This window comes from Gymnodinialimonas mytili (genome assembly GCF_037544085.1).
In the GTDB taxonomy this organism is placed as follows: Bacteria; Pseudomonadota; Alphaproteobacteria; order Rhodobacterales; family Rhodobacteraceae; genus Gymnodinialimonas; species Gymnodinialimonas mytili.
In genome coordinates, this window is the sequence record NZ_JBBIFW010000001.1 from 1,077,458 (window position 1) to 1,091,618 (window position 14,161).

A 14,161-nucleotide genomic window follows, 5' to 3' on the forward strand; every position below is an offset into this window, starting at 1 on the left:
ACGAAAACGACCTTCGGCATTCATTCATCGAATTGCTGCTTGGTCTTGCGTTGTGTGAGGTCGACGATGCCAGCACATATACAATATGTCTCTTATCGTTGGCGGCATCGCAACGTCGCGCGCGCCTCGGTCATGGGCATCCTTATGGCAGGGAGGGACCGACATAGGCGCAAGAGCGGATGCGATATCAGAGGTACGGGCTGCCTGTTCCAAGCGCGGATCTTCCCTTAGTTGCTATAGCTTTCTCAGGGATATCCTGAACTTCTCGCGACCAGAAAAGGTGGTGACGGTCTGGCTGACCTCGCCCCTGAGACAAGCCGCGATACCGTCGAGCCCGCGATCTTCGACACCACCGAATGTGGCGGTTAGGGCAGCCGCCATGGTGACCAAGGACCCTATTCTAAACTGCTAGCTACGATTGATGCGTTGATGACGAGTTGAACCACGCTTGTTGGCTTCAGCATCGGCGTCAAATGCCAAGGGTAGGACAGAGCGTTCTGAACCCGACAAATGGAACGGCTTCGCACCAGCCTTTGCCTCTTCATCCGCAGATCCAAATGTCGAACGACCGCTGGAAAAAAATAATAGTCGATAAGGCCTTGCTGCTCGCTTGCGTTTTGACCCCAGGGAACTAGCGTGCTGAGGAGAGCGTGAAATCGCGACCTGGCCAACGATAACGTCACAAGATGCAAAACACATTCAACGGCAATTCCGAGCGCAAGAGCAGGTGCTCAACTGGCAGCAAAAGACCCTTGCCGTGCCCGGCGCATGCCACAGACAGAAGGTTGGTCTGTCTTGATACATGAGCCGCACAGCTACGACGTGGTGATGTTGGCGGACCTGACACGCTACGGCGACATGGGCTATCGGATCCGACAAGAGCTCATTTCGCTTGCCAATGCAGGCTACCGATGCGGTCTCTATCATTTGCCGGTTCCGTCCAGGAAAGAGATCCACCCCGATATCCAGAGATGCCTTTGGGAGGCTTTGGCCACGATCATCGAGCCTGACGCAGAGGTCCAGACAAAGCTGGCGCTTGTCTATGGGCCTGGTCGGGTTTCTGCGCCCGTCGCGCTGCCCAGTTTGACGGCGGAACGCGTGGTCCTTGTGGTCGATAGCGCGCCGAACATCGAGCAGATGGGCCTTTGGTGGAGCTTCGCCTTCGGACCGATGATATGGGCCCCCACAAATCGTTGGGTCCGTGGGCGTCTGCAGGATCTGAATTCACCGGTGCCAATGCTGGAGGAGGATTGGCGCGCCATTGCCGCACCGCGCCGCGCCCGATCTCCGCTCGCGCCCGCTCGGCTGCGCCCAGTGGTCGGCCGGATCAGCGGAACGACAAGGGGCGAGTGGCCGGCAACGATAGAAGAATTTGACACCATCTACCCGCGAAACCCTGCATTTGACGTCTGGATCCACGGGACGACGCCCTCGAAGCTGTATCCCAAGGATGCTTTGGAACAGGGCCGGACACTCATAAGCGGTCGCGATATGTCGGTGGCGCGCTTTCTCGAAGCGATTGACGCGATGGTGTACTTCCCGCGTCAGACAAATGCGGAATTGCCCGAGGCTGCTATCACAACGGCGCTGATGTCCAGTATTCCGGTGGTGTTGCCTCCGGCGCTGAGTGGCCATTTCGGTCCGGGGCCCCGATACGTGGAACCGAGTGAGGCCGCCGCCGCCGTGACTGAGCTGTTGGAAGACCATGCGTTGCGCGAAGATTTAGGTGAGCAGGCCAAGGCGCAATGCGCAAGGCTGTTTTCAGAAGAAGCGTATCTGGGCCGGATCGATGCGCTGATAGGTCGACCCCAGACCACATGCCCTGGCCAAGAAGCGCCTCCATCGGCACCCGCCTTACAAATCGATCAGAGGCGAAAGACGGCCCTTTTCATCTCGTCGAACGGTGTCGGCCTGGGCCATGCCAGCCGCCTGTTGGCAATTGCCAGGCGCCTGCACGCTGATATCGAGCCCATTTTTCTATGTCTGGGTAAAGTGACCTCAATCGTCGAACGGTTCGGATATCGCGCCGAATATGTGCCCTCCCATGGCGATATCAGTGCGTCACTCTCCCAATGGAGCCAATGGTTCCGGCTGGATGTGACGGATATGCTGGATCAGTACCAGCCGGAGATGGTGGTTTATGACGGCAACAACCCCACCGCGGGCTTGGTGTCGGCAGTGATGAGCCATGGCGACGCCAAGCTGGCCTGGGTTCGGCGAGCCATGGGTCAGGGGCGTCCATCGCCGTATCTGGGCAATTCCAAATTCTTTGACTGCATCATTGAGCCCGGCGAATACGCCGCCGAGATGGATAACGGCCCGACAAAACCGCTGCGCCACCAAGTGCAGGCGGTTCCGCCCATACGGCTATTGGATGCACATGAAACGCTCGACCGCGCTGAGGCGCGGGCCTCACTGGGATTGGATCCAGACCGGCCCGCTGTGCTGATCCATCTCGGATCAGGAGGAAATCAGGATATCGTCGGTTTGATCGATCAATTTGTCGGCCATTTGCAACGCTTCGACGGAACGCAAATCGTGATCGCGGAATGGGCCGATGTGGCCATGCCCCTGCCGCAATGGCCTGGCACCCGGGTGCTACGTGGCTTCCCAATGGCTCGGTTCTTCAATGCGTTTGACTTTTCCGTCGCGGCAGCCGGCTACAATACGTTCCATGAGGTCATCGCCAGCGGTTTGCCATCGATCTTCTATGCGAACCGGCATCCCTCCATGGATGATCAAGGTGCCCGGGCAAAGTTTGCCCAAGACCACGGTGCCGGTTTCGATCTAACCGATGAAGAATTGACGATGTTTCCTACCCTGTGTCAGGCCCTCCTCAACCCATCCGCGAATGCGGCGGTCCGGCAGGCTTGCGCCTCGTTTGACCAAACAAACGGCGCCCAAGATGCGGCGGACATACTCAGCAATCTTGCAGGTGTCTATTGAGCGATACGCGGCGAAAATCCAACCATCCGCCGGGACAGGGCCCGACCGCAATCGCGCAACATTTGCGTCGTGTCGCGAAGATATATGAACGCGCCAGCGATCAGAATGACAGCGATCAGACGATCACGATAGATTGGGCGCCCGCCAGACCGGAAGCATCCGAGCCGCCGCGCCAGCACGATCCGCTCGTCGTGCCCGACACCTGGCCGCTTCTGCGCAATCCGAAAACGCCGTTGACGCCGCGGGCCGGGCATTTTGCCGCTCAAAGCAGCACCGAAACCGAGACATTGTTCATCACCTTGTTCGGACTAACACTCGACGCGCTTGCCAGCACCATGCGCCGGATCGAACAACAAATCCTGTCCGACAGGACCGTCAAAACCGTCTTCATCACCGACGCGTCAGACCAATCTGTCTTTATCCGTGCGGGCGTCACCTACGAGTACTTTCCGGCCGATATCTATGCGGGCGCGTCTCAAGCCGAGGTCTTTTCCCGGCGGTTTCAGCGCATTTGGCGCAAATGGCGGGGGACGACGCTGATCGATTTCAGTGCCCAAGACCATCCGGCGCGTCAAACCTTGGACCTTGCGCAATACGTGCATAGCGCTCCGGTTCCAAAGGATCGCTTTGACCCACGTGTGCCACGCCCGGATCCGCCAGCTCCCGCCGTTATCGATATTGCCGCGCTGCGCGCCGAGGGTGAGGCCTCGGGCCTTGCTGCGATGGCGGATACCTTCGTGTTGTATCGGATTTTGGGAAATGATCTTCCGCCGCGCCATGAAACTGGCCAAACCCTAGCCAATCTCAAATTCATCCTGGATCACGAACCCGAACTGGCGCGTTGCGAAAAGCGTTGGGTGTTGAACCGGATCGTTGATCAAGCCCAAGAAGGGCAGATCATCGACATGCTCAAGGCGCATGGCCAGGATTACCTGCGGATTCCATTCGATCTGGAGGACTATGGCGCGGTCGCGTGGGATCTACATGGTTTCCCGGACCTGGCATTCTTTCTACGCGCAAAGTACGAAAAAATGCTGCCCTACGATCAAATGCGCGCGCAAGCCCATGCGCGGCGGCTGAAGAACAACTACGTTATGAACAACAATGGCGCTCGCAACGCGGCGCTGAGGGATGGCAAGACGCGGGCGAAATGGGTCTTGCCCTGGGACGGCAATTGCTTCCTCACGGAGAACGCCTGGACGGACATTGTCGACGGTGTGACCTCGAGATCCTACCTGAAATACTTCACCGTTCCCATGGCGCGGCTGGAGGATAACGCATATCTGCACGATCCAGCGTTTGCGCTGGAACCCGATTCCGAGCCGCAAATCTTGTTCCGCTGTGACGCTTCCGAAGAGTTCGATGAACGGCACTATTATGGGCGCAGACCGAAGGTGGAGCTTTTCTACCGCCTGGGCATCCCGGGCCCCTGGGATCGTTTCTATGATGATTGCTGGGATCTACCGCGTCCGCAACGATCTGATGAGGGGGGCGCAGTGGGCCGTGTCGGCTGGGTGGCGCGGTTGTTCTCGGGTCAACGGCAACTGGAGATAGAGGGCCAAACGGGTCTGCGTGCGCGCGGTGAGGCGCGGATTGAAGCTGTCTCTGGCATGTTGGACCGACTTAGCATCGAAGCGCGCAAAGGCATCTTTCACCCCAAAAATCTCATCTTCTATGATCGGCAAGCGATTGAGGCGCTGAGCCAAGCGGACGCCGGGACACCCGAGGCGCGCATCCGCGAACGATTGATCACGGATGCCGATCTGGCGCTTCAGCGTGGACCCTACTCCGTCACGCAAAAGACCACTCTGGCCCCCAGCGGCAATCCACACGATTACTTCCATCCGGCGCCCTATTGGTGGCCGAACCCGGATACCTATGACGGCTATCCGTTCGTTTATCGCGATGGGGAGCGCGTGCCCGGTACCCGTCTGTATGAAGCGGAGAGTGACCGTTACGACCGTACACGGCTTGAAAAGCTGTTTCACGATACGACGGTCTTGGCACTGGCCTGGCTAGCCGATGGTCGGTCCGATCATGCGACCCATGCCGCACATCTGATCCGGACCTGGTTTCTGGACCCCGCCACGCGGATGAACCCGCATCTTCTCTATGCGCAGATACGCTCCCAGACACCGCAGGACACAGGCGCCGCATCCGGTCTGATCGAGATGAAGGATTTGTACTACTTCCTTGACGCTGTGCGGATCATAGAAACTTCTGGGCAGTTGAGCGAAACCGAACAATCCGAGTTCAGGGCCTGGTTGACCGAATACCTTGATTGGATGCAGAGCAGCGATCAGGGCCAAGCCGAACAGCGCACGCGGAACAATCATGGCGCCTGCTACGACCTTGTACAGGGCTCGATTGCAGCCTTTTTGGGAAATGCAGAGCTTTTGGAGCGAACCTTCTTCGACAGCTGCCAGCGTATTCTCGAACAATTCAAAGCCACGGGGCGGCAACCCCATGAGATGAAGCGCACCCAGACTGCGCATTACACGTGCTTCAATCTTCAATGCTGGGTCAACTTGGCCACCCTTGCGGAAGCTTGCGGGTATAACCTGTGGGATTATGAGGGGAACGATGGACGCGGGCTCGCACGTGCCTTCGCTTGGCTCTTGCCCCATATGGGCCACACAGATTGGCCCTATGAGCAGATCGAGCCATTCGATCCCGTGCGATTGCTTCCGCTCTATCACACCGCGTGGCGGCTGGCGGGAGAGCAGGTTGGGAACGGCCATCGGATCAACGCCCATCTCGCACCCGCCACATATTTCGCGCATGACGGGATCAACCCATATTGGGCACTTGGGCGACGCAAAGCCCCCTCGGGGACCCGATCTGGATCATGGAGCGCGGTGGCCGATGAGCTGGGGCAGCTGTCGCAAACCGCAGCGGACCTTTGTATAGCACCACCCCCTGCGCCCGTGAGCGTGGATGCGACCCCTGAAAAGCTCGAAGCACAGCTTTGGACAGGCCCCGCACAGGGGGCATTGGACGAGCTTATATCTCTCTGCAATGACCCCGACACGCCCGACTTACAACGTGGACAGGCCGCGCATGCATTGGCCCGGTGGGCCTTCGCCCATGGTGATCGCGACGAAATATCCGCTTTTGCCGATGAGATGCCCGAAGACACATTGGCCGCGCGTCGCGATAAGAGTTTGGTTCAGTCCTGGCTCTGTTTGCAAGCGGGCGATGTCGCCGCAGCCACCGCGATTTTAGACGGGATCGAAACGATCTTCTCTGACGATCCAGACATCGGCATGGCCCGCGCCAATGCGCGATGGCACTTGGACGGCGCGACTATGCAATGGAGTGCGGCTCTGAACCGCCTCTATCGGCAGGTCGGCCTGCCTGATTTCATTGAACCCGCGAACTCAGAGCGCGGCTGGACCACCGCGCGTCCACCGCGCGACGAAATATCCGCGGATGCACCGCTCGTCTCGGTGATTTTGACGCCACCCGAAGAAAGCGCGGTGCCTGAAGCTGCGATACAGTCGCTTCTGCGGCAATCCTGGTCTCGGTTAGAGATCCTGGCGGTGGATCGGTGGGCCGATACCGACCGCTCCAAAGAACTAGCGGATGTGGCGCAGACAGACCCTCGAATGCGCATTCTGAAGATGGCTCCGGCTACACCGGAATATGCGGCACGCAACGCCGCCCTCGCTGTGGCGACCGGGCACTACATCACACGGCAGGGCGCCCAGGAAATCGCCCACCCCAGTAAGATCGCCACTCAGGTAGAGGTCATGCAGTCGACCGCGTGTGGCGCTACGATGGTCCGTCAGATATTCCTGACGGAAGACGGCGTCGCTTTGCCAAACTGGCTGTCGGAATTTCAATATCTGGAAGACAATACAGCCAGCCTGTTGATGGAAACAGAAGCGCTCAGGGCGTTTCAGGGGTGGGACGCTGTGCCGGGCGACCCCGATCCAGTTTTGCTGTGGCGCATTGACCAGCACCGCTTAGGACGGAGAAAACGCATTGTCTCGGCGGGCGCTCCGCTTTCGATACAAATGAGTTCAAAGCGCGACGACTTGGTACAAGCCCTGCTATGCACAAATCGATCCATTGAGCGCATCATCGCTCGCACCACCGATGAGATTGAGCCGGACGAAGCTCTGATCTGGGGCGACGAACCGGTAATCGGCGCACTCCAACAGGAATGGTCCGCTGCGGAGGGACAACTTGATGTTCTGTTCGTCGGGGATTTTTCTCCGGACGCTCCAGCGTTGGCGCAAATCTATTCCATGATCTCGACCGCATTGGACGCGGATGCGACGGTTGGACTGCTCCATTGGTCGCTTGTCGATGCAAACGAGGCCAAGCGGTTGGACGCTGACATTTCCAGCCTTGTCGACGAGACAGGCGCGGTAATCGTTAATGCCGGAGCCACCCGAGCAGCATCACGCGTTGTGTTGTGTCATCCGCATCTTATCCATACGCGATCTGAACGCGCGGCGCTGTCTGTCGATACCGAAATCTGGGAGGTGTTGGGCGGCCCAGAACTATTTGCTCCGGCCTATGATGGAAACGCTTTGTCAGACAGACTGAGTGGCGCACCGACCTTGCTAGAGCTTGAAGAGGCACTCTCTGCGCGATGCGAGTGGGTGACGATTTAGCCGCCGGAAACGCCCGCCGGTCAGCGGCGCGCTGGCAAATGCCGCGCGCCACATCTGAGCATCAATAGGGGTCGACATCCGGTGGCAATTCCGCGACCGGCGAGATGTCGAGGAGCGATGCGAGGGCCGCAACACATTGGTCGATGCATTGCTGTCTCTGCGCCTCGGATGCGCCCGGGCTACACAGCAATGACCCTGGACCGTTGTTCAGCAACAGGTCTAGTTCGCGTTGCAGCGCGGTCCGGTCATCTTCGATTTCATTGATTGCTCCGCATTGCTGGTTGATGTCCAGCAAGCCCTGAAGCTGTTGCGCTGCAGTGGGATCTGGCGAGGCCAAACCGGCGACAAGGGTCGAAAGAGCGGCGAGAGTTCCGAATTTTTTATCCATGCTCGTACTCGTAATAGGTCTCTTTTGAATTAATATACCAGTATACAGCTGGTCGTTGTATCTCAACCCTGCAGTGCTGGTGGTGTAAAAATCTTTAAAGTCTGCGCGATTAGGATCACATCGGCCGTCTAAAAGGCAACAAAAGATTGGTCTGTTAGGCCCTGAAAAGTGGAAACAAATTGTCAGCAATGTGTCCTACGGGTCTCACTTAGCCTCAGAATAACCATATTTTTGCTGATTAGCGGCGGGCCGCGTTGAAGCCACAGACGCGCATTGATCCCAAAGTCTTTTACGGAAGAATCGGTTATTATCGCCGCAACCGATCATCTGGCTTGAGTATCTTAAGCGCACCGAGGTTCGATACCGAAAAACCTGGCATCTCTCCACTGCCTGTATGGTTGCCAAAAGGTCGTATCGTACCTTGGTCGAACATCCAGAACTGAAGGGATGGATCGCAGCGAGCGAAGTGCAAATCGCGCTGATCGCATACGATCTGGACCGCGCGAGGGCGAGCGTCAAACACAACCCTCCGCTGCGAGACTAAGCCCAGTTAGAGCATCCCATTGATGTCGGAATGATCGAAAAGGATCTCTACTTCACTTCGGCACAGGATCTTGATGGTGATTGATCAGATCAACCCGAAGCGGCACGCGATGCATGGTGACCCTTACTGGTCGTAATTTTCGGGACCTTGCCAACCTTAGATACAGATCGCCTGAAACTCTCTCGCCGAGTCTTCGACGCGCTCAACTCACTGCAATTCGTTAATCTAATTGCAGAAAACCGGCAGGTTTTGAGCGCTGATTCACAACATCTGAGCACCTTTCCGCTTCAAACCGAATGGTCCTTAGAAAGCGGTGGAACTTCAAGGGCAATCAAACGTTAGATTATGGTGCGAACGTCGTCTAACACGGGAGATCCCATGTTTAAGAGAGCCATCGACCCAACCGTCGTTCAGCACGCAAATTTTTGTTTTTCAACAATAATTTTTGGATTCACTCCGCCAGGCGCAAAAGGAATAGTGCGTCGCGATAAAATTCATCGGATCACCAAACGGAGAACAATTCCCCGTCTGATTTTAGCCTCAATCACGCAGGATGATGTGAGCATCTGAGGGACAAGGGCTAGATATATGCGACCGTTATTTCAAATATGCATCGCCGCGCTGTTTGCGGCTTCATCGCTAGCTGTTTCAGCGCAGGCGAATTCCGAATTCAGTGAAACGGTTGAAAATGCTCCAATCGTTCTGGCATCGAACCGCCCCGACGTGCGGTTCATTGCAAATGACCGGGGTGGCAGCGTTGTCGCCTACGCTCAAGACGTTGCCAACGTTCAACGGAGCAACACCCAGGTGGTCTTCAACGGCCTGTGCGCCTCCGCTTGCACGCTATTTTTGGCAGTAAGCCCACAACAGACATGCATCGTCCCCGGCGCGTCGTTTGTGTTTCATCGGGCATATGGATCAACCGCGGATATGAACCGTTGGGGGACCGATTTCATGCTGCGCCACTATCCAGCCTGGGTGCGCACGTGGATTGGTCGGCAAGGTGGTCTGACCGACCGACCCTTGAGAATGGATTATTCTGTCGCATCACGGCATCTGCCCACGTGCCGCGGGCAGACAACCTAGTGTGCCGGTTGATTGGAGTAAGCCACGGGGACTGAGGCGTAGATACACACTCTCGCCTCAAACTCCCGTCAGCGATATTCCAGTCGTCGTCGTAGCGCAGAACGTCACGGTCGCGCGCTTACATGAAGCTAGACTGAGCGACGACGCGCAATGAAGAGGCCGCCGACTGACGCAAGAAGCAGAAACGCCGTTTGTGGCAAGGGCACGGGCGCAAGTTGCGCATTGTCCAAACCGACACGCTCTGTGTTCCCTGCCCAGCTTTCCAAACGCAGCTCAATCGAAGTCACATCGGCAATGATGCTTTGCCAATTGCTTTCGGAGGTGTTGAACGCATTCGCATCGAAGCCAAGCCAGACGCTCGTCCACGTTGCACCGGGGCTGCCAGAATAGGTATCCGCGTGAACCGAACCGCTCGTCCCATTCACGTAGAGTCGGCCAAAACTACTGAGGAGCGTGGGCTCTTCGATATTTGTGTGAATGAAATCAAAGGACAGCTTTCCGTGGTTATAGACGCTCAGGTCACCACTCCAACCGTTCCCAAACGTCGTCGCCATGGCTGTATTTTCATTGTCCAGCGCGAACATGAACGCATCGCCCGCACCGAGCGGTCCGCCAGATTGCTCGATCCCGAAAGCCGCACCGCTGGTGGACCAGCCGTTTAGGCCGCCTGAGAAATCTTCACGCAATACGGTTGCGCCAGCTTGGCTTGCGATGACCAGAGCCATCAAAAACGAGAAAAATCGAATCATACTCAAACACCTTTCTTATAAAAACCATGCTACTCGCAGCCCCACTGCCGTGGGCTATAGCCTTGGAAACAAACTAAAATATGAGTGACTTATACCTGTATGCCACTCTTCTCACGGATGACGTTATAAATTGTGTATCTCTATTTTGTTAAATTTCACAAGAAAATAGAGCGGAAACAAACCGTGTGTTGATCGATGCAAGACCGGCAAAAGCGCTGAACTGGGGCGCCCATAGACCTGTGCATACGGGCGCAAGCTGCGATCACAGCGCCGCCAGCGGTTTTCTCTGAGCGACATCGGGATGGTATCGCGGCTCTCGCCCGCCTTCCACGCATAAGGGCCCTCGGCATCGGATCAGAACATGATCGAGCCAGATCTGACAGTCGTAAAATAACCTCGCGACTTGGCAATTTCTGCCATTTTAACGACCATTGCCACCATCACGTTCGCTCCAAATGCTCGCTGTCGCACAACTCCTGTCGCGACCAGGTTACCTTGATTGCCGCTGGGTTAAGATCCGAGGTTGCGCACAATCACTCGCGAGATTTCACCAGCGGTTCGGGGCATTTCTCTCTGCGAAACAACGGGTTCTTCAAAAAAACACCGACCGAGCAGACAATGGCGCTTAAAGGCACTCCGCCAGCGTTGTCGCCATATTGCGCAAGAGCTGCGGATAAAGGCTTGATCCCGGTTCCAGTTCGGCCCCGAGCGGGTCAATCACGCCAGTATTGGCCTCCGTGCCACCGAGAACCGCTTCAACAATCCCTTGATTGAACTGCGGCTCGGCTAGAACGCAACTTATGGCTTCGTCTTGAATACGAGCCTGGATTTCAGCGATCCGCGCGGGGCTTGGATCGGTCGCGTCACCGAGCGAAATGGCACCCGACGCAGGAAAGTCGAACTCGGCCTCGAAATACTGGTAGGCATCATGGAACACGATGAAGCTGCCGCCGCGGACCGGATCGAGCGTTGCCGCGATCTCAGCGGATAATATCTCCATCTCCTCAATTGCAGCCGCGGCATTGGCAAAGTAGGCACCTGCATTGTCCGGATCGGCGGCAGAGAGCTGCGCCGCGATCAGGTTCAGCCAGGTGCTGGCATTTGCCAGCGAAAGCCAGGCATGGGGATCATGTTCACCGTGATCGTGGCCTGCATGCCCATCATGGTCGTCATGCTCAGCATGGTCTTCGTGATCATGCTCCTCATGGCCGTGCTCATCGTCCTCGGCATGCTCTTCATGGTCATGGTCATGGTCGGCATGGTCATGCTCTTCAGCATGCTCGTCGTGGTCATGATCGTGGTGATCTTCATCATCGTCATGCTCAGCATGGTCATGCGCCTCGAACAACGCACCTTCACGGAAATCCAGAAGTACCGTTCCGTCTGCCTCCAGCAATGTCGTAATAGCGGCCCCCTCAGCCAGCGTTTCGACCGCGTCTTCCATCCAGGGGGTCAAATCCTCTCCCATCCAGAACACAAGATCCGCCCCTTGCAAGGATGCGGCCTCGGACGGGCGAAGGCTGTATTCGTGCGGCGAAGCCCCCGGCTGCACGATCAGATCCGGCGTCCCGACCCCATCCATAACACGCGCCACAAGCGAATGGACCGGCGCGATATCGACAGCCACATGCGGCGCCTCGGCCATCGCGGTGCCGCCCATCAATGCAGCCATGGCGGATAGGGAAAGAAGCTTTCTGGACATTGTTGCACCCACGTGATTTTATAACATTTAGGCCACATAAATGATATAAAATAACATGACAAGCGATACGCGCCCCGAAAATCCAGAAAGTGCGGCACCGCTCGGGTTTCAGCATCACGATCACGGCGCATGCGTCTCTGATGCGCTCGCATCGGCCGAAGCGCAATGCACCGCAGAGGGGCTTCGCCTGACACCGGTCCGGCGAAAGGTATTGGAGCTTTTGCTGCGCGAGCACCGCGCGCTCGGGGCATATGCGATCCTAGATCTGCTCCGCGAGGCTGGTTTTGGATCGCAGCCGCCTGTCGCCTACCGCGCACTCGATTTCCTTGTCGAGAACGGCTTCGTTCACAAGGTGGAACGTCTCAACGCCTTCGTGGCCTGTGCTCACCCGGGTAAGACGCACTCGCCTGCCTTCATGATTTGCCGCCTCTGCGATGCGGTGGCCGAGGCCCAATCGGCGCCCACAAAAGGGGCGATAGGAAATGCCGCGCGAGCTGCGGGTTTTCAGATCGAGCGTACCGTCGTTGAGGCAGAAGGTGTCTGTCCGGCCTGTGCTGAAAAGACCGACATATGAGCCTGATTACCGTCGACAATCTCAGCATCCGCTACGGCGCCAACACCGTGCTACGTGACGTGTCGCTAAGGGTCGAGCCCGGTGAGATTGTCACAATCGTTGGTCCGAACGGGTCTGGCAAAACGAGCCTGCTCAAAGCCATCATAAGCGCGACGAAGCCTGCGGCTGGACGGGTTAATCTCAAGCCCGGCCTGCGCATCGGCTATGTGCCGCAGCGTTTGCATATCGACGCGACACTACCGATCACCGTCGAGCGTTTCATGCGGCTCAGCGGTCGGGTGACGCGCCGCGAATGTATGTCAGCGCTTGATGCAGCAGGGGTGCCGGATCTCCTCAAGCGACAGATGTCTCAACTCTCAGGCGGACAGTTCCAGCGGGTGCTCCTGGCCCATGCCCTGATCAATCGGCCCGATATCCTGCTACTCGACGAGGCCACACAGGGCCTGGACCAGCCAGGATCGGCGGCCTTCTACCGGCAGATCGAGGACGTGCGCCGCGACACAGGCTGTGCGGTGTTGATGATCAGCCATGAACTCCATGTGGTGATGAGTGCCTCGGACCGCGTGGTGTGTTTGAACGGCCATGTCTGCTGCGAGGGGACACCGGCGATCGTCGCCTCTGCGCCGGAATATCGCGCACTTTTCGGCACGGGAACGGGTGGAGCGCTGGCGCTTTACCGACACGATCATGATCATGACCACGAGCATGATCACCCGCATTCTCATGAGGCCGCTGAATAATGCTCGATGATTTTATGACCCGTGCGACGCTGGCAGGCGTTGGCGTCGCCTTTGCGGCCGCCCCCTTGGGGTGTTTCGTGGTCTGGCGGCGCATGGCCTATTTTGGTGATGCCACGGCCCATGCCGCAATCCTGGGGGTGGCACTGTCGCTGGCCCTTCAAATGTCGATCTTCGTTGGGGCGGTCGCCGTCGCTTTGATCATGGCCCTTACCGTTACGCTGTTGGCGGGCCGCGGCTACGCGATGGACACGTTGCTGGGCGTGCTGGCCCATTCTGCACTGGCGTTTGGGCTGGTGGCGGTATCGTTCCTATCGGGCATCCGTATCGATCTCATGGCCTATCTCTTTGGCGATATCCTGGCGGTTTCGCGGACGGATCTGCTTGTCATCTGGGGCGGCGCGGCCCTGGTCATTGCACTCATTGCCTGGCGCTGGTCGCCGCTTTTGACCTCGACCCTGAATGAAGAGCTGGCCTATGCCAGCGGCATAGACCCCAAGCGCGAGCAGCTTATCCTGACGCTTGCCTTGGCGATTACCGTCGCTGTCGCCATCAAGGTTGTCGGTGTCCTTCTGATCGCTGCCATGTTGATCATCCCGGCCGCTGCCGCACGCAGCCTTGCCCGCACCCCCGAAGCGATGGCCCTGATCGCGGCAGTGATCGGTGGCGTATCGGCATTTGCGGGCCTGCGCGCAGCCTATATGTTCGACACACCGGCGGGACCGTCCATTGTCTGCGTCGCGGCGATAGTATTCGCGGGCTTCAGCGCGATAAGTTGGCGAAGCCGAAGCGGAACCTAACCGGCCTGTC

General features: G+C 57.7%; 8 protein-coding genes. 5 read left to right on the forward strand and 3 right to left on the reverse strand.

Annotated elements, in window-relative coordinates:
* Positions 1-768 precede the first annotated feature (768 nt).
* Together V8J82_RS05330 and V8J82_RS05335 are read left to right on the forward strand one after the other, a co-directional pair.
* Positions 769-2,946, forward strand: a complete 2,178-nt coding sequence (locus V8J82_RS05330) for a glycosyltransferase (RefSeq protein ID WP_339972901.1) — start codon at positions 769-771, stop codon at positions 2,944-2,946.
* The gene (locus tag V8J82_RS05335; RefSeq protein ID WP_339972903.1) at positions 2,943-7,571 is read left to right on the forward strand and encodes an alginate lyase family protein; all 4,629 of its coding nucleotides are present in this window, start codon (positions 2,943-2,945) and stop codon (positions 7,569-7,571) included. Before V8J82_RS05330 ends, V8J82_RS05335 begins: the two co-directional genes overlap by 4 nt.
* A gap of 61 nt (positions 7,572-7,632) precedes the next feature.
* On the opposite strand, the gene V8J82_RS05340 is transcribed toward V8J82_RS05335, so the two are convergent.
* From V8J82_RS05340 to V8J82_RS05350, 3 genes are all read right to left on the reverse strand, one after another.
* A complete protein-coding gene (locus tag V8J82_RS05340; protein ID WP_339972905.1) occupies positions 7,633-7,959 on the reverse strand; it encodes a hypothetical protein in 327 nt (108 codons plus the stop codon).
* 1,758 nt (positions 7,960-9,717) lie between these two features.
* Complete coding sequence (locus tag V8J82_RS05345) at positions 9,718-10,338, reverse strand: VPLPA-CTERM sorting domain-containing protein (RefSeq protein ID WP_339972907.1); 621 nt, start codon at positions 10,336-10,338, stop codon at positions 9,718-9,720.
* Positions 10,339-10,963: 625 nt separating this feature from the next.
* The gene (locus V8J82_RS05350; RefSeq protein WP_339972909.1) at positions 10,964-12,040 is read right to left on the reverse strand and encodes a zinc ABC transporter substrate-binding protein; all 1,077 of its coding nucleotides are present in this window, start codon (positions 12,038-12,040) and stop codon (positions 10,964-10,966) included.
* A gap of 55 nt (positions 12,041-12,095) precedes the next feature.
* Between V8J82_RS05350 and V8J82_RS05355 the strand changes: the two genes are divergently transcribed.
* The 3 genes from V8J82_RS05355 to V8J82_RS05365 are packed head-to-tail and all read left to right on the forward strand — an operon-like array spanning position 12,096 to position 14,151.
* Positions 12,096-12,614 carry a transcriptional repressor gene (locus V8J82_RS05355; RefSeq protein WP_339972912.1) on the forward strand — a complete coding sequence of 173 codons (519 nt, stop codon included), beginning with the start codon at positions 12,096-12,098 and terminating at the stop codon, positions 12,612-12,614.
* A complete protein-coding gene (locus V8J82_RS05360) occupies positions 12,611-13,354 on the forward strand; it encodes a metal ABC transporter ATP-binding protein (protein ID WP_339972914.1) in 744 nt (247 codons plus the stop codon). The genes V8J82_RS05355 and V8J82_RS05360 overlap by 4 nt, the downstream gene beginning before the upstream one ends.
* Positions 13,354-14,151: an iron chelate uptake ABC transporter family permease subunit gene (locus V8J82_RS05365; protein ID WP_339972916.1), complete on the forward strand. Its 798-nt coding sequence runs from the start codon at positions 13,354-13,356 to the stop codon at positions 14,149-14,151. Before V8J82_RS05360 ends, V8J82_RS05365 begins: the two co-directional genes overlap by 1 nt.
* Positions 14,152-14,161 lie beyond the last annotated feature (10 nt).